Here is a 16,000-nt window from a genome sequence, read left to right as displayed (position 1 = left end):
GTATTTTTTGTGAATAAAAAGGGCTCTATAATAAATCGGACTGGTGGAATGAAAGAATTCATTTTAATAGTCCGATTTTCTTTAGGAATGCAAAAAAGCGCAATAATCTCTATTATTAAAAGTGACCCAACCAATAATAAAGGAGAGATTATGCGCCTATGCAACATTTTATATCAAACACACTAAATATTAAAGATAAATCGTTTTGAGGAGAGGGTTGATAAGAAAGCGTTTAAAGGAACGCTTAGTCTTTTTTACTATGGGGAACTTTCATACGAACCTGATAAATGTAAGTTGTGTGGAACTACAAATCATAAGCATCAAATTATTAAAATGGGTAAGAAGAAATCAAGAATTACATTGCCACATATATCTGAATATTCTGCTTATTTGGTTCTTAAGAAGCAGCGTTTTTATTGTAAATGATGTAATCAATATTACACGGTTGAAACGCCTATAGTCAATAAACATTCTTTTATTTCGAATCATTCACGCTTAGCTCTTCTAAAACAAGCCCAAGACATTCGTTTTGAGCCTTCCATAGCTTTATCATATTCAGTTTCACCCGCTACTGTTGCGCGTTTTATTGATGAGGCAGCTGAAAATATTCAACTTTCTTCAGATAGTCCATTACCCGAGCATATTCTGATGGATGAATTTAAAAGTGTCAAAAATGTTTCTGGAAGTATGCGTTTTATTTATGTCGATGCGTTAACGCATCGTATTATTGATATTGTTGAAGATCGTCGTTTATGGTCATTAAAGGATTATTTTTATCGTTTTTCATTGAATGATAGACGATGTGTTAAAACAGTGATTATAGATATGTATGAACCCTATATGAATTTAATTAAAGAGCTATTTCCAAACGCTAAGATTTTATTGATCATTTTCATATCATTCAGGCGCTTAATCGTGCATTGAACATGGCTCGAGTAGCCGTGATGAATACATTCAGAAGCATTAATCGCCCTTTATATAATAAATTCAAAAGGTATTGGAAGTTACTATTGTCACCACAAGAAAGTTTAGAGATGTTTGAATATCGTAAAGTAGCTTTATTTAAATCTTGGAAAACAGAAAAAGGCATTATTGATTACATATTGGATCAAGATGCCATACTTAAAAACACATATTCTGTTGTGAATCAATTACGTTATTATGTCAAAAATAATGATACATTATCACTCAAAGCAGAACTTGAAGAAATTCAATTATCGACCATTCATCCCAAACTGCAAATTGTCATACGTACTTTCAAAAAATATATATTAATGATAGAGAATACAATAGCTTATAAAGACTTTACAAATAGCCCAATAGAAGGTATAAACAATAAAATCAAACTTATTAAACGCGTCTTTTTTGGTTATAGAAATTACAATCATTTGCGTAATCGAATCATTTTATGTTCAAGGCTCCACGCTTTCACAGTGAAAAAAGAAGTTAAACAATCCAAGGTTGCCTAACTCCTTATTATAATGTGACCAGTCCGATTTGACAGAGAGCCATAAAGATAATTCTCCAATTCAATATTACACCTAAATAACTCCCTATAGGCATACCAATGCTAAGTGCAAATGGTGTTCCTGACATAGCAATTGTAACAGCTTTACCCTTTACATCGGGAGTAACCATTCTACTGACGTAACCAGCTAACAAACTCCATATTACACCTGCCCCAATTCCTGCTACAAAACGACATACTAAAGTTAAGATGTAACTGGGTGAAAATACTGTGACGGTGTTCATCAAAAGAAATAGCAATAATCCGAATAGAAAAAGCGGCTTTCTATTCCACGATTGTGTTTTTAAAACTATAGGTATAGCTGAAATGAATGAACCTAAAGCATAAACTGTAACAAACTGTTCGGCATACGAGTGAGGTACATTAAGACTCTCGCTAATCTCAGGAAGCAAGTCAGATGGAAGTGTTTCTGTCATTACACAAATAAAACTTATCACACTAAAGCTAATAACTTTAACAATGGTAGTTTTGCCTCTCTCGTATTCAATACCCCTTCCCCTTTCTATATACTTTAATCGTGTTTTAGGTTAGTTGAAAGTCGTTATTATATCTCCATTAGATTTGAAATTTATAGTACAGTTAATAAATTTTTGAGGATTCTCAAAATGCTTTTCGAAAAATTTTGCGTAATATGAAGGAACATCGTTATTTATTAATAAATCATTAGTATTTATCCATTCTGGTACTACTTTTTCAGGTTCTCTAGTTTCAGTTTCTCCACTATATTCGAGAGCTTTGAACATAAAACAAACATTGTGACTATTATCAATTTCAGAAATAAAAGAAATAACTCCAATAATAGAGGGATTGAGAACAGTTACGCCAGTCTCTTCTCTCATTTCTCTAACGATTGCCTCCTCTAACGGTTCTCCTATTTCTACATGTCCTCCAGCCGGAATAAGCTTCATTAATGTGTGTGCTTTCTTTTTTACCCTTCTAATCATTAAATATTTTTCGTCACTCTGCAATAAGCAACTCACTTGAACTTTAGGTCGATTATTAGTCATCTTCAATATCCTCCCACTTATTTAAACTTACTGTTAAAGTTGTTTTAGCGGCAGACTTTAAGTCTGGCTTATGTCCTAATAAGTATTGTGTATTTTTAAAAGTAGCATTCCATGTGGAGTCTACAATATTTGCTGGCAAATGAAAGGGCGTATCAGCCAAATGAGCATCACTACGACTTTGGTTTAAATTTTTGTATATATTTTCGTTCTTTTCTTTAACTCTTATTGCTATTTCAAATATTGGTGATTGTCTTGTGTTAGGATAATTACTTAGTGGAGCGAAAGTCATAACCCATGATAATACTTGTGGTTTATCTTTTTCTGCTATATTAATTCTTAAAGGTATAGAAATTTCAGTTTCATTATATAAAACTGGCTCTTGCATAAAAATATATTGTGATTGTGCAATTAACTTTTTCACTAATTTTATAACTTCAAATTCTGTTGTTATGTTAGGAAAAAGCAAACTAATCACTTCTACTTCTTGTCTAGAAATGGATTCTTTAATTACTGTGTCTATTTCACTTGTACGAGTTGTAAAAAAAAACTTTTTTATACCACCCATTTTGTTCCTCATCTAATTTAGACAATTTTTGGGCGAAAACACAGCCATTTTGACCTTTCGAATGCCAATACTGATGTATCTTTTTTACTGCTTCTTCATCGTTGAAGACTGCTTCTCCATATGTATTTACGAAATCTTTCCTGTTAGAAAATTTTCGTTTCCCTATAATCTTGGACTTTGTATTTGGTTTTAATTCCATGTAATACTCCTCCTTAAAAAATATAATCCCATATTAGTGTTAAATCTTTTGATGAAAAAAATTTCTTTCTGTTAATTTCCCATCATATTCCCAACTTAGAGGTCTTTCAATATGAAATGCTTGCCAATTAGCATTTAACGCTGGCAAGATATCGTGATTTATAGAGTTTCCAATCATGATATCTTTATTTGATGAAGTCATATTTTTATAAACTTTTTCATTTTTATGATCAACTATACTAACATCGTCAAAGATAGTATGTAATCCTAAATCTTCAATTCTCTTTGTTTGTATGTTCTTATCACCATGAGTCAATATTATAAATTTTGTCATTTCCGGTTTTTCATACTTTATTATTTCTAAAATACTTTTAGCATCAGTATGCAATGGTATTTTCCGTTGAAAAACGTCATTAGCTAAATCAAAAACATTTTTTCTTGAGAAAGAATTTACAGGCATTAATTTTTCAAATGTCTCTACCCAACTGCTACAAAACCTACTTGGAGAAAAAGACATACTTTCTATTTTCGAAACATCTATTTTATTCATATAATTAAGTATATCTGACTTTTTATAATTAGTATTTATTTCTATTAGTTTCGATAACTTATCATTTACATCCCTGTATGCTTCTTGTGTTTGTATTAAAGTATCATCTAAATCAAAATAAACATTTTTCATTATATAACATTTCTCCTATTACCATATATTTCCTACTTTAAATTGTCATATATAACCTTTGTTATACTATATAAATCATGAAAGTTATTTCTGCATTCTACACATAATTAAAGTTTAAACAAACCTATAATGAGTCATTAGATACAAACCTTTCTGAATTATTAGTCAAGAATCAAAGTAATAAAAATAGAATCTTCAAAACATCTGAAATATATAAACCCTAAAAGTGGATTTGAGAGAACGCTTTTATCGCCTAATATAAAGTCAAATTCAGGACTCTTTTCCGCAATATTCTTTTGGTGTAAAAGAATATATATTAAAAGGAATGATTTAAGCAAAGAAGAAAAAGAACAAAGTTAAGAGAAGGTGATCCTTTCAATGCTTGCGTAACACCAAATATCTAATGTATGATTATCTGCATAAATGGCACAATATAAATAGCACCATTTGTCTTTTATTTTAATGTATGTCTCATCAATACGCTACTTAATAATAGGTTTTTTTATGCTTTTTTCCAAATTTGATACAAAATAGGAGCATATTTTTTAACCCAACGGCTACCTTGTTAAATTGTTTATATCTGAAATATTTCATACAGAAGACTCCTTTTTGTTAAAATTATATTATAAATTCAACTTTGCAACAGAATCGAAAATTAAATAAAGATGAAGAAGTGACAATTAAAACAAAAGTCTCAGAACTAAAAGGCATCATGAATTTGAAAAGTTGGGCCACAATGCAAGATGTTTATTGCAAATCATGTTCTCAAGAATAAACGTTTAGTCAAATTCTAGAAAAAGAGGTTTACTTATGGTGAAAGACTTGATTAAAACATTTGTCGAAACACTGGTTATTAGTGTCGGTATTATATTGTTGATGAAATTCATTGGCTATGTCCCCCCAAATCCACGTATTTTTAATATGGTGGATCCGATTACATTTACGCATTTTTTTGACAATCGCATTTATGATGATTGGTTAATGATTGCCTTTTTATTTGCAATTGGATGCACAGTAGTTGATTATTTCAGAGAAAAAGAGAAAAGAGATAAACGATTACATATGTGAAGTGCACTTATATTCATAAATGAGGAAGATGAGGAGCTAGGATATCGTTTATTGTTTTAAAATGACAGTAAGCACATGAAGTTTATATCTACTTATTAGTAATATGATGATAACTGAAGGGAGCTATATTTTGATATTTGTGATGGATGTTGATGGAACGATATGTTTCAATGGCCAATTTATAGAAGATAATCTAAAAAGGGAAATCAAAAGAATCGGAGAAAAGCATCAAATTATTTTCGCATCAGCACGACCGATAAGGGATCTTGTTCCTGTGGTCAAAGATTTTGGGAACAAAACCTTAATAGGTGGAAATGGTTCGATTGTTTCAATAAATGAAGAAATTGGTGTGATTCAAAGCATTTCTCATGATGTGTTTTTAAAATTAAAAGAACTCATTGTTAGCAATCATTTAGAATATATTATCGACGGCCCTTTTGACTATTCAGCCAAAGTAAGCCCTGACAATAAAATATATAGACAGTTAGATCCTGAGCGATTAGCGCAAAATGTCAAAATGGACGATATTACGGAGCCAATTAAAGTTATTTTGTTAAACTTAGACGACGATATGTTTGAGCATATTACAAAAGCACTAGCACCGTATAGCGCTTTTTTATCAATTAATTATCATAAAAGAGAGAATAATATTGATATTACAGCTAAAAATATCAATAAATACACCACACTTAAACAAATCATTCATATGGCGTCGTACGTCGCTTACGGGAATGATATTAATGACTACGACTTACTTAAACACGCTAAGCAGGCATACTATGTTGGTGGAAATAAAGTGGAAATGCCTTTTGCTAATGTGGAGTATATCGATCGTAGTGCGCTCGAATTAATAAAATCATTAAAAAAATATTGAGTAGTTATATTTTTAATGAGAAGAATACTCAGGGAGATTAAAATAGCAAAACGTTTAAAAGTAAGTAATCAAAAAAGATGAGCTTAACGTTTATTGTTTGAGCTCATCTTTTTCTGTGCGCCCGGCATGGGTAACATCTTGACGGTGAAAGTCCGTTACAGGCTTGGTAGTAGGAACTGTTAGCGAAAGACAAGGGTGTCCATTGCGAAGTGGAATCTGAAGGAAGTCGGACGCAAACACTCGCACTGACGAACAGAAACATCATACAAGGCTATGTAGAATGGATGAATCTGCAGAACAAGATAAAGTCCAATACTACCCGAGTTCTATATAGTAAATGATGCGGTGGCATGAGTGGAAAGAGGTTACATCTTACCCGGGGAGGTCTCATCAGCGGTACTCTACCGTAGTAACAACGAATGATGAGAAGTCAGCAGAAGTCATAGTAGGGAAAATGTATCGAAGGACTGAACAATATTCAATACAAAGTAAAGATTGGAGGTTATAGATTTACGACGTACAGAATACGGTTTAATCGGCAGCTTATGGAAGGATAAGTAGTGGAACGAAAAAAAAGAATACATAAGTGTGTACAGTAAATCTTAGGTGAAATGAAAGAAATGTATCGTAAGTCTCCATCATTGATGGAGCTTGTTGTAAGACCAGACAACATAGAAAAAGCTATCAAGAAAGTTAAGAAAAACAAAGGTGCTCCTGGAATTGACGGCATGAAAGTCAGTGAACTTCGTGCTCACTTTGCGCAGTACTTTTCACAGATAACGAAAAAACTGCTTGAAGGCACATACCAACCTCAAGCAGTTCGAAAAGTGCAAATTCCCAAACCAAATGGGAAAATGCGTGTGCTTGGTATCCCTGTCGCTAGAGACAGGGTAATACAACAAGCGATTAAACAAGTGATTGAACCCAGCATCGACCGAACATTTTCGAATCATAGCCATGGTTTCAGACCTAATCGTAGCACAGGAACAGCACTTAAGCAATGCGCTATTTACTACGAAGAGGGCTATAAAATAGCCGTGGATTGTGATTTGAAACAGTGCTTTGACATGTTAAATCATGATAAGCTGATGTATTTGTTCGAACGCCATGTTCAAGATAAGTCAATTTCAACATTTATCCGTAGAAGTTTACAAGTAGGTGCCATTGACCTATCTGGCGAAGTCGCAGAAAGAAAGATAGGTGCACCACAAGGGGGCGTTATCTCTCCTTTACTATGTAATATCTATCTACATGAACTGGATAAAGAACTCGAAAAGCGTGGACACCGGTTTGTACGCTATGCAGATGACTTTGTCATCTTTGTACGGACAAAACGTGCAGGTGAACGCGTAATGATGAGTGTAACGAAATTCATTGAAAAGCAACTGAAGTTGGCTGTCAATGAAGATAAAAGCAGAATAGGAGCAGTCACACGTTTAAAGTTCTTGAGTTGTCTAATAACCAAGGTAAATGGGGTTTGTCGTTTCAGACCGACTACGGAAGCAAAAAGAAATTTAATACGCGTCTTAAGGAAAATAACGAAACGAAATAGACCCGGTACCTTTAAAGACATTATCACTGAAATTAACCAAGTGACGAGAGGCTGGATAAATTACTTTGGTAGAGGTTTTATCAGAGAATTTATTGAAACCACGCAATCTTGGTTAAACCGCCGACTTAGACAACTCATACTTAAACGGTGGAAAAGAGTAAGAACTAAGTATAAGATGTTGCGCCAATATGGTCTTGACCATAGAAGTGCGATGAAAATCGCACAGTCTCGAAAAAAGTACTGGCGACTATCAAACACGCACGAGGTTCATCGTGCACTTACAACAAAACAACTCTACAAGTGGGGACTGATACCATTAACCCAGCTTGCAGAGTTGGCTTACGCAAGATATTGAACCGCCGAGTACGGAACCGTACGCTCGGTGGTGTGAGAGGACGAGTAGTCAATTAATGGCTACTCTCCTACTCGATTTAGGGTTAAGCTTTATCACTTACAACAGTAATGTGTTGCTTGATAAAGTCGTTGTTTTTAATGATTTCAATCATTGCTAATGCGTAGTCAGCATAGCTTACATAACTCTCACCATCTGCATTTGTGAGTAGTACATTGCCACCGATACGATAGTGTGTTGTACGTGGCCCTTCAAAATCAAAGAATGATGATGGGCTTACGAATGTCCAATTGAGAGACTCTGTTTTTTTAATTTGTTGCAAGTTTTGATCATGACCTGTTGCAGTTGGAACGACAAAGTCTGGCACTTGTCCTGCTTCAAGAGATGTTTGAGTCTTACTATCATCAGTGTATAAACTACCTGCACCACCAACGATAACAAGTCTTGTGTCTGTGCCATCTAAAGCGTTAATTAAAACGCGTCCGGCTTTAACATGAGGTTCAGTTTCGCCAAGAGGAGCACCGAATGCACTCACAACTACATCAAATGGTTGTAAATCCTCTTTTGTTAAGTCAAAAGTGTCTTTCTCAATAACGGAAACATCTTTTTGTTCTAATTTTGAAGCGTCACGTACAATGGCTGTCACTTCTAATCCGTCATTTAAAGCTTCTTTGAGTATTAAGTTGCCAATTTGGCCTGTTGCACCAATAATACCTACTTTCATCTGAAAAACCTCCATTCATTGATATAATAAATATACCTCCAATGAGAGAAGTTGTCTAAAATTGTGCTCATAGCATTAATATAGCAAAAGACAGAAATCTATACGGGTCATAGATTTCTGTCTTTTATTTTTATGCCGAATCATAAGCTTATAGGGGGAGGGAATTCATTAAAGTTTATCACTTAACTTACAATGATTCGGCATAATGATTATTTCAAGAATGATGAGAAAAAGCTTGAAATTGTATCTTTAATAGTTGATGCAGTTTCAGCAGCTGTGATTGCTGTTTTGACTACATTAGGGTTTTGGTAGAATGCGTATAACACTTTTCCGGTATTAACACCTTCCGTTACATAGTTACGTGCTTGAGCATATGTGTTATATAAAGTATTTTTATCTTTTTTAATTTCAAGTGGTTGAATATGCGTTTTGAGTCCATCACCTAAAGTTGCTAATACAACTTTGTCGATTGTGTTTTTATATTTATAATATGTCTCAACGTAATATTTCGCATTCTCATATTTTTGTTTGTACTTATTATAAGTTTCAGTTAGTTGTTGATAACCTTTATTGAAAGTATTGTAAACAGAGTCATAATCCTTCTTTAGACTATCTTTCAATGAATGATAATAGCTTGCTAATGTTGAATGTGTTTCGTCTTGTGCTGGTGTCGTTACTTGGTTGTCTTCTTTTGCGTCAGCAGTCGCATCTTCTGCTTTTTCTTCTGTTACTACTGTTTCAACTTCAGGTTGTACTTTCTTTTGTTCGTGTTGTGAGATGATTGCTTTGAGTTGATTTTGAAGGTGCGCTTGCACATGCTCAGGTGCTTTTTTAATTGCATCTTCTGCTTCTTTGCGTTTTTCATCAGAAACATTGTCTTTTAGCTCTGATAAAACTTTGTTAGCTGCAGCTGTGTGCTCGTCTCCAAGAGCGATAGCATCTTCTTTAGCCTTACGATTTGCTTCAGCTTTTTCATCAAGTTGTTTTGTAATTGCGTTTAATTGTTTTTGAAGTTGTGCTTGAACGTCCATAGGTGCTTTGTTTACTTCACGTTGTGCTTGACGTCGGTTTTCAATAGAGTCTTGTGTGTTTAATGCTGTTAAAGCCTTGTTAGCAGAAGCGATACGCTCGTTTTTACGTGTATTGGCTTTGTCTTTTGAGATTTGTTCTACGATGTAATTATTAAGCATACGTTCTGATTCTGGAAGCTTAGCATTTTCTTCGTATACTTTCACTTTGTCTTGTGCATGTTTGTTAGCATCAAAGTCATTAATTGCTTGTTCTGCATTTGCTCTGTTTTGCTCAAGTTCAGTTGGATTAATGGAATCTATCCAAACTTGTTGGCTATGGTCAGGATTTTTTTTGATTTGTTCGATGTATTCGTTACGTTTCTTTTCAGATAAGTCTTCGTTGTGAAGCACGCCATAAAATGCATTTTGTTGTGCAGTACGTCGTTCAGGGTTAATGCTATCTTTAACTGATTCAGAAAAAACTTCTTGTGCACGTGTTGGTTCTTCTCTGATAGTTTTGATGTACTGGTTGCGTTGGTCTTCAGTTACGTCTTCTAAGTGAAGTGTATGATAAAACGCACGTTGTTGATCTGTTTCGAATTCATTTTGGCTTTGTTCGACAGAAGCCTCTTGTGTTACTTCGTCAGCTTTCGCCTCTCCGTTAGCTATCATTGTAGCCAGTGTAAGTGTTGCTGCACCCATTAATAATCTAGAAATATTTTTGTTTTTCATAATTTTTCCCTTTCTGTTTCGTTGTTAAAGTTTATCCAATGCATATAAAATTTATCACAAAACCTTTTTAATAAAAATTAACTATTCCTTAACTATTTATAAATAAAAATTAAACATAAATGATTAGTTGTTTGATGCTGTAAAACATATTAATATAAACGCGCTATGAACTATATAAAATGAAGATTACAATGGAAATGTATGGAATAATCCAGAGTTAAATACATTTAAATCCATATATCAAGATAAACGATTAGAAGATATTCCAAATAGTGAAGACTATGTTTATTTTGCGAATTGAAATTGAATAGGGTTTAAGGTGTGAATATGCAATTGAAATAATGATTGTAAAAAGTAAAGAACTATGATACAATCTTTGAATGTGAGTAATGAAAATTATTCCTTGAGGGGCTAGGACTTTAGCGATATGCTTTTGATTCGAACCTCTCCGCTTAGACCACAAGGAGGTGCAAATATACAATGAGAACATATGAAGTAATGTACATCGTGCGTCCAAACATTGAGGAAGACGCTCGTAAAGCAGTAGTTGAACGTTTTAACGGAATTTTAGCTTCTGAAGGTTCTGAAGTATTGGAAACTAAAGATTGGGGTAAACGTCGCTTAGCTTACGAAATTGAAGACTTTACAGATGGTTACTACAACATCGTACGTATTCAATCAGATAACAACAAAGCTACTGACGAATTCCAACGTTTAGCTAAAATCAATGACGATATCATTCGTTACATTGTTGTCCGTGAAGACGAAAACAAGTAATAGAATAAAATGGGGGCGTGAATATGCTTAACAGAGTCGTATTAGTAGGTCGATTAACTAAAGATCCAGAATACAGAACGACACCCTCAGGCGTAAGTGTTGCGACTTTTACCTTAGCGGTTAATCGTACGTTTACGAATGCCCAAGGGGAACGTGAAGCGGACTTCATCAACTGTGTTGTTTTCCGTAAACAAGCAGAAAACGTAAGTAACTTCTTATTTAAAGGAAGTCTTGCTGGCGTTGATGGTCGCTTACAATCACGCAGTTACGAAAACCAAGAAGGCCGACGTATATTCGTCACAGAAGTTGTATGTGATAGTGTTCAATTCCTTGAGCCAAAATCACAAAACCAGCGTCATGCCAATAACCCAGGAAATGATTTCCAAAGTTATGAACAAAGTTTCGGTGGACAACAACAAGGCCAAAATTCGTCATATCAAAACAACAATCAATCATCCCATAATGATAACCCATTTGCCAATGCGAATGGACCAATTGATATTAGTGATGATGATTTACCATTCTAATTTAAAAATCTTAAAATGATTATAAAGTAAAGGAGGCACAAATCATGGCAGGTGGACCAAGAAGAGGCGGTCGTCGTCGTAAAAAAGTGTGTTACTTCACAGCAAACGGTATCACACATATCGACTACAAAGATACTGAATTACTTAAACGTTTTATCTCAGAACGTGGTAAGATTTTACCTCGTCGTGTGACTGGTACGTCAGCGAAATATCAACGTATGTTGACTACAGCGATTAAACGTGCACGTCATATGGCTTTATTACCATTCGTAAAAGACGAAGCTTAATATAGAGGAATATGAAAACCCCCGCTAACCTTATAGGTACGGGGATTTTTGTTTTGGGAAAAGTTAATCGTTTTAAATTTAGAGATTCAAGAGATTTTTCAACTATTCTTGTGTCTTTTCCAATATTACGAGTAAATGATTTATATTTATTTTTGACTTTCCTGTTATTTTAGATGATTCATTAATATTTTTTATTCAATTGTTAAATATGTTATAAATAAAGTTAAAGGAGGAATTTGTTGTGGTGGTAAGTATAATAAGTTGGATTTTAACGTTTTTAACACTTGTAGTAATTGGTACTATTATATCTAAAATAAAAAACAAAAATAAAAAATGAATTATTTGAGTATTTTAATCCGTACTTTTGATGTTTTATTAGATGTATCAGCTTTATATTTAGTTACATTTTTTTCTGTTATTATTTTTTCATTATCTATCAAAAGAGAGATTGAGACATATTCATGTCCCAACCTCTTAATATGCTTATTTTAAACTGTCTTCAATTTCTTTGATTTCCCCTTGAGATAAATCGACGACGATTTCACCATCTTTTGTATCTTCTTTTAACGCATCTTTTGCTTCATCTGAATGATAAAGTTCTGCGATTTTTTGATATGTTTTATTGTCTTTGTCTTTAGTATTGACTGCAATGACATTGATATAGGGTTTTGTAGCATCAGAGTCTGAGTCTTCTAAATAGATAGGGTCTTCTTTAGCGTCTAAGCCTGCTTTAGTAGCGACACCGTTATTGATCACTGAAATATCGACATCTGATAATGCACGAGCTGTTTGTTGGGCATCAACGGCTTGGATGTCTAAATTTTTAGGATTATCTTTAATGTCTTGAGTTGTGCTTGATAATCCAAAATTATCATTAAGTTCAAGTAAGCCTGCTTTTTCAAGTAACTTTAATGCGCGGGCTTGGTTAGAGACATCGTTAGGGATGACCACTTTAGCGCCGTTCTTAACGTCTTGAATGTTATCAACCTTATCAGAATAAATCCCTAATGGTGCTAAAACTGAGGTGCGAATGGGTGTAATATCTGTACCGTCATTTGCTTTTTTGAATTCATTTAAGAAAGCAAAATGTTGGAATGCATTCATATCAATGTCACCGTCATTTAAGGCTTTGTTAGGGACATTATAATCTGAAAATTGTTTGATTTCTAAGTCGATATTTTCATCCTTAGCGAGTTCTTTCACTTTCTCCCAAGCTTTTGAGTCGTTAGAAGCGATACCAATAGTTACTTTTTGATTATCATTGTTTTGGCCACATGCGGCTAATACGATGATAGTCGCAATAAGTAATGTTAATAATTTTTTCATATGTAAATCCTCCTATTAATGACGGCGTACCTTTTTGGCAAGGGTGTTACCGATTGATTGTATCAGTTGAACGATAATGACAAGTACTACGACTGTAATGATGATGACTAGTGTATCGAAGCGTTGGTAACCATACACTAAAGCCATATCACCAATGCCACCACCACCTACAGCGCCTGCCATGGCTGTGGCACCGATGAGCCCTATAATCGCTGTCGTAATGGATAGTATTAATGAGCCAAGCGCTTCGGGTAATAGAAAATAGCGAATGATTTGCGCTGGTGAAGCACCCATTGCATGTGCGGCTTCGATAATGCCATCATCTACTTCAAGTAGCGAGTTTTCGACAAGGCGTGCAATATAAGGTGCGACATATACTGTCAGTGGGACTATTGCAGCAGTTGTGCCGATAGAGGTTCCAACCAATAATTTGGTAAAAGGAACAATTGCAATTAATAAAATAATAAAAGGCACAGATCTCAAGATATTGATAATAGGGTTTAATAGATGATGAATCATCATATTCGGCCAAATGCCATTCTGACGTGTAATGACTAACAAAATACCAAGTGGAATGCCGATAAGAGACCCAATCACAAGTGAGACTGTCACCATATATAGTGTTTGATATAAAGCTTCAAGTAGTTGGGAAGCGTCGATAGATGAACCTAACATATTACACTACCTCCTCAAATTGAATATGTAGCGCAGTTAAATAATGGTGAACTTGAGACATTTGTTCGTTATTACCTTCAATATTCAACCATAAATAACCCACAGTATCGTCTTGAATATCAGTCATAAATGCATGCAAGATATTGATTTGTACACCTACTTTTTGAATTAAATCATTCACAATTGTTGTCTGTATTTGAGCAGTTTCAATGAATAATTTTAATGTGTGTGAATGAGGACTATGTTTTAAATTCGACAGCACATATTGAGAAGGTTCTGTATTAATAACTGTCGACACAAAACGTTTTGCGGTCAGTGTTTCTGGGCGACTAAAAACACGTTTCACTGTGTCGAGTTCAATGACACGGCCGTTTTCCATAACAGCGACCCGATTACAAATCTTTTTGATAACGCTCATCTCGTGTGTAATGACTAAAATAGTGACGCCAAATGTTTGGTTGGTCTTTTTTAACAAATCGAGAATTGAGTCTGTTGTCGCTGGATCTAGTGCACTCGTTGCTTCATCGCATAACAATATTTTAGGATTTGTGACAAGGGCCCGTGCAATGGCAACACGTTGCTTTTGACCTCCAGACAGTTCACTAGGAAATTGGTGTGCCTTACCGTTAAGCCCTACGAAATCAATCATTTCGTTTACACGTTTTTTGATTTCATTCGGATCCATTTTGGCTAAAATGAGTGGCATGGCTATGTTTTTATAGACAGTTTTAGAATTTAATAAGTTAAAATGCTGAAAAATCATGCCAATGTCTTTTTTAACACGTCGTAAGTCTTTTTGATTATATGTATTCAAATGGTGACCATCTACGAGTACATCTCCTGATGTTTGCTTTTCAAGTTGATTCACCAGTCGGACAAGTGTACTTTTTCCAGCGCCACTATAGCCGATTACCCCAAATATATCACCTTGATTCACTTTGAAGCTTACGTCACTCAAAGCGTGAATAGTGGTATCTTTCTTTTTAAAAGATTTATGAATATTTTTAAACTCTATCAATGAGGGAACCTCCTATAATCCCGACTTATTTACTAATGATTTTATTTGATAGTCCATTAAGTGTCAATACTTATTTCATTGTTTTCTGAATTTTCTTTTTGTTATTAAATTTGATTTTTATATATGATTTGGTGTGAAAATATATCATTTTGAAGAGAGAGTGTGGTTAGTCAAATAAAGGAGAATAATCAAGGTGCTCAAAAGGTTTGATGAAGTAGCAAGTTAATATTTTGGCAGTGCTACTTCATCAGAAGTAATGATTGGCGTAAGAATTACTCACGCCAGAATTTTGAGGCTTCGCGTTTGTCTTCGATATTTTTGTCAATTATTTGATGCAATAAATCATAATCAACATGTTGTGTCCATTTAATTTTAAAGAACATTTTAGTCAATTGATAGCCTGCATCTTGAATTTCTTTTTCAAAATAATCACGGGTATATTTTTCTGGAGCAATGGCAAAGTGAGGTTTTGCTTTACTAAATCCTAATATAAAAGTGCCGTTATCTTTTAATAATAACATCGGTTGATTCCATTTAATCTCAAGTTTGAGTTGTGGATAATCTTTCAGTAACTGTGTGATGACATTGTTTAGTATTGCGCGGTGCTCAGCTTTTTCAATGGTATCTAAAAATTCCTCTAATGTATCCATATTTTCCCCCTGTTTCATCGTTTGGCTATAGTATATCATACCTTAGAAGTATCAAAGTGGTTTTAAATAACTTAATATGATATGTTAATAACGCAATTCGATATCGGTTTTCGATATTAATGAGGAGGTGGCTCATTGCAAAATAAAATAGAGCGTCGTATGTTTTTGGGATTTATCTATATTCATATTTTACATCACGCTTTAGAGCGTCCAGTATATGGGCGTTGGATGATGGATGAGTTGAAAGGGCATGGTTATGACATGAGTGCGGGAACGATCTATCCGATACTGCATCGAATGGAGGACGAGGGGTTACTTGAAGTGGAGCTTGTCACTGTAGATGGACATCAGCGTAAAAATTATCGTTGCACACAATTGGGTCATGCTATGTTGCAAAAAAGTAAAGAGCAGTTACGGGAATTAATAGATGAAATATAAGGGGAGTGTA

The 16,000-nt window shown here is 34.3% G+C and carries 18 protein-coding genes and 2 pseudogenes; 8 read left to right on the top strand and 12 right to left on the bottom strand.

All coding sequences use genetic code 11. From position 1 onward, the window contains the following. The first annotated feature begins 158 nt into the window (after positions 1–158). A pseudogene (locus C7J90_RS02770) lies at positions 159–1,469 on the top strand (ISL3 family transposase). Positions 1,470–1,476: 7 nt separating this feature from the next. Here the strand turns inward: C7J90_RS02770 and C7J90_RS02765 are convergent. The 6 genes and pseudogenes from C7J90_RS02765 to C7J90_RS02740 form a co-directional block, all read right to left on the bottom strand. Further along, a complete protein-coding gene (locus C7J90_RS02765; RefSeq protein ID WP_103209456.1) occupies positions 1,477–1,965 on the bottom strand; it encodes an MFS transporter in 489 nt (162 codons plus the stop codon). Between the two features lie 90 nt (positions 1,966–2,055). Beyond that, a complete protein-coding gene (locus C7J90_RS02760; protein ID WP_103209458.1) occupies positions 2,056–2,535 on the bottom strand; it encodes an NUDIX hydrolase in 480 nt (159 codons plus the stop codon). Next, a complete protein-coding gene (locus C7J90_RS02755) occupies positions 2,528–3,100 on the bottom strand; it encodes a hypothetical protein (RefSeq protein ID WP_103209459.1) in 573 nt (190 codons plus the stop codon). Before C7J90_RS02755 ends, C7J90_RS02760 begins: the two co-directional genes overlap by 8 nt. Further along, on the bottom strand, positions 3,057–3,299 hold the full coding sequence (locus C7J90_RS02750) for a hypothetical protein (protein WP_103209461.1): 243 nt from the start codon (positions 3,297–3,299) through the stop codon (positions 3,057–3,059). The genes C7J90_RS02755 and C7J90_RS02750 overlap by 44 nt, the downstream gene beginning before the upstream one ends. A gap of 39 nt (positions 3,300–3,338) precedes the next feature. After that, positions 3,339–3,980: an HAD family hydrolase gene (locus C7J90_RS02745; protein WP_103209463.1), complete on the bottom strand. Its 642-nt coding sequence runs from the start codon at positions 3,978–3,980 to the stop codon at positions 3,339–3,341. A 368-nt stretch (positions 3,981–4,348) separates the two neighbouring features. Beyond that, positions 4,349–4,536 (bottom strand): annotated as a pseudogene (locus tag C7J90_RS02740) (DDE-type integrase/transposase/recombinase); the annotation flags it as partial. Positions 4,537–4,790: 254 nt separating this feature from the next. On the opposite strand from C7J90_RS02740, the gene C7J90_RS02735 reads away from it, so the two are divergent. From C7J90_RS02735 to ltrA, 3 genes are all read left to right on the top strand, one after another. Further along, entirely contained in the window at positions 4,791–5,048 is a 258-nt protein-coding gene (locus C7J90_RS02735; RefSeq protein ID WP_232618905.1) for a hypothetical protein, read from the top strand. A 103-nt stretch (positions 5,049–5,151) separates the two neighbouring features. Beyond that, positions 5,152–5,922: an HAD-IIB family hydrolase gene (locus tag C7J90_RS02730; protein WP_244905081.1), complete on the top strand. Its 771-nt coding sequence runs from the start codon at positions 5,152–5,154 to the stop codon at positions 5,920–5,922. 620 nt (positions 5,923–6,542) lie between these two features. Then, on the top strand, positions 6,543–7,829 hold the full coding sequence (gene ltrA / locus C7J90_RS02725; protein ID WP_106465077.1) for a group II intron reverse transcriptase/maturase: 1,287 nt from the start codon (positions 6,543–6,545) through the stop codon (positions 7,827–7,829). Between the two features lie 82 nt (positions 7,830–7,911). On the opposite strand, the gene C7J90_RS02720 is transcribed toward ltrA, so the two are convergent. Beyond that, positions 7,912–8,550, bottom strand: coding sequence for an NAD(P)-dependent oxidoreductase (locus C7J90_RS02720; RefSeq protein ID WP_103207854.1), 639 nt, complete (start codon positions 8,548–8,550; stop codon positions 7,912–7,914). Positions 8,551–8,759: 209 nt separating this feature from the next. Beyond that, positions 8,760–10,292 carry a B domain-containing protein gene (locus C7J90_RS02715; RefSeq protein ID WP_103207852.1) on the bottom strand — a complete coding sequence of 511 codons (1,533 nt, stop codon included), beginning with the start codon at positions 10,290–10,292 and terminating at the stop codon, positions 8,760–8,762. 480 nt (positions 10,293–10,772) lie between these two features. Between C7J90_RS02715 and rpsF the strand changes: the two genes are divergently transcribed. Genes rpsF through rpsR form a run of 3 tightly spaced genes read left to right on the top strand, consistent with a single transcriptional unit; the run spans position 10,773 to position 11,883 of the window. After that, complete coding sequence (gene rpsF / locus C7J90_RS02710; protein ID WP_103207850.1) at positions 10,773–11,069, top strand: 30S ribosomal protein S6; 297 nt, start codon at positions 10,773–10,775, stop codon at positions 11,067–11,069. A gap of 23 nt (positions 11,070–11,092) precedes the next feature. After that, entirely contained in the window at positions 11,093–11,596 is a 504-nt protein-coding gene (gene ssb, locus C7J90_RS02705) for a single-stranded DNA-binding protein (protein WP_103207848.1), read from the top strand. 44 nt (positions 11,597–11,640) lie between these two features. Next, a complete protein-coding gene (gene rpsR, locus C7J90_RS02700; protein ID WP_014614919.1) occupies positions 11,641–11,883 on the top strand; it encodes a 30S ribosomal protein S18 in 243 nt (80 codons plus the stop codon). A 483-nt stretch (positions 11,884–12,366) separates the two neighbouring features. Here the strand turns inward: rpsR and gmpC are convergent, their stop codons facing one another. The 4 genes from gmpC to C7J90_RS02680 form a co-directional block, all read right to left on the bottom strand. Beyond that, positions 12,367–13,209, bottom strand: a complete 843-nt coding sequence (gene gmpC / locus C7J90_RS02695; RefSeq protein WP_103207846.1) for a dipeptide ABC transporter glycylmethionine-binding lipoprotein — start codon at positions 13,207–13,209, stop codon at positions 12,367–12,369. 15 nt (positions 13,210–13,224) lie between these two features. Continuing rightward, entirely contained in the window at positions 13,225–13,884 is a 660-nt protein-coding gene (locus C7J90_RS02690) for a methionine ABC transporter permease (protein ID WP_103207844.1), read from the bottom strand. Between the two features lies 1 nt (position 13,885). Beyond that, the gene (locus C7J90_RS02685; protein WP_103207842.1) at positions 13,886–14,902 is read right to left on the bottom strand and encodes a methionine ABC transporter ATP-binding protein; all 1,017 of its coding nucleotides are present in this window, start codon (positions 14,900–14,902) and stop codon (positions 13,886–13,888) included. Positions 14,903–15,174: 272 nt separating this feature from the next. Next, the gene (locus C7J90_RS02680; protein ID WP_103207841.1) at positions 15,175–15,552 is read right to left on the bottom strand and encodes an iron chaperone; all 378 of its coding nucleotides are present in this window, start codon (positions 15,550–15,552) and stop codon (positions 15,175–15,177) included. A gap of 135 nt (positions 15,553–15,687) precedes the next feature. Between C7J90_RS02680 and C7J90_RS02675 the strand changes: the two genes are divergently transcribed. Further along, positions 15,688–15,990 (top strand): PadR family transcriptional regulator, encoded by a 303-nt coding sequence (locus tag C7J90_RS02675; RefSeq protein WP_103207839.1) that lies wholly within the window; start codon positions 15,688–15,690, stop codon positions 15,988–15,990. Positions 15,991–16,000 lie beyond the last annotated feature (10 nt).

This window comes from Staphylococcus felis (genome assembly GCF_003012915.1).
Classification (GTDB): Bacteria; Bacillota; Bacilli; order Staphylococcales; family Staphylococcaceae; genus Staphylococcus; species Staphylococcus felis.
Note: the sequence above shows the minus strand (reverse complement) of the source record. Positions and strands in the feature narration are given on the sequence as shown.

Bases quoted from the DNA above. Each gene is read 5' to 3' on its own strand.
- C7J90_RS02730 (WP_244905081.1), top strand. From the start codon at position 5,152: ATGATGATAACTGAAGGGAGCTATATTTTGATATTTGTGATGGATGTT.
- C7J90_RS02760 (WP_103209458.1), bottom strand. From the start codon at position 2,535: ATGACTAATAATCGACCTAAAGTTCAAGTGAGTTGCTTATTGCAGAGT.
- rpsR (WP_014614919.1), top strand. From the start codon at position 11,641: ATGGCAGGTGGACCAAGAAGAGGCGGTCGTCGTCGTAAAAAAGTGTGT.
- C7J90_RS02750 (WP_103209461.1), bottom strand. From the start codon at position 3,299: ATGGAATTAAAACCAAATACAAAGTCCAAGATTATAGGGAAACGAAAA.
- C7J90_RS02735 (WP_232618905.1), top strand. From the start codon at position 4,791: ATGGTGAAAGACTTGATTAAAACATTTGTCGAAACACTGGTTATTAGT.
- C7J90_RS02715 (WP_103207852.1), bottom strand. From the start codon at position 10,292: ATGAAAAACAAAAATATTTCTAGATTATTAATGGGTGCAGCAACACTT.
- rpsF (WP_103207850.1), top strand. From the start codon at position 10,773: ATGAGAACATATGAAGTAATGTACATCGTGCGTCCAAACATTGAGGAA.
- C7J90_RS02720 (WP_103207854.1), bottom strand. From the start codon at position 8,550: ATGAAAGTAGGTATTATTGGTGCAACAGGCCAAATTGGCAACTTAATA.
- ltrA (WP_106465077.1), top strand. From the start codon at position 6,543: ATGTATCGTAAGTCTCCATCATTGATGGAGCTTGTTGTAAGACCAGAC.
- C7J90_RS02745 (WP_103209463.1), bottom strand. From the start codon at position 3,980: ATGAAAAATGTTTATTTTGATTTAGATGATACTTTAATACAAACACAA.
- C7J90_RS02690 (WP_103207844.1), bottom strand. From the start codon at position 13,884: ATGTTAGGTTCATCTATCGACGCTTCCCAACTACTTGAAGCTTTATAT.
- gmpC (WP_103207846.1), bottom strand. From the start codon at position 13,209: ATGAAAAAATTATTAACATTACTTATTGCGACTATCATCGTATTAGCC.
- C7J90_RS02755 (WP_103209459.1), bottom strand. From the start codon at position 3,100: ATGGGTGGTATAAAAAAGTTTTTTTTTACAACTCGTACAAGTGAAATA.
- C7J90_RS02680 (WP_103207841.1), bottom strand. From the start codon at position 15,552: ATGGATACATTAGAGGAATTTTTAGATACCATTGAAAAAGCTGAGCAC.
- ssb (WP_103207848.1), top strand. From the start codon at position 11,093: ATGCTTAACAGAGTCGTATTAGTAGGTCGATTAACTAAAGATCCAGAA.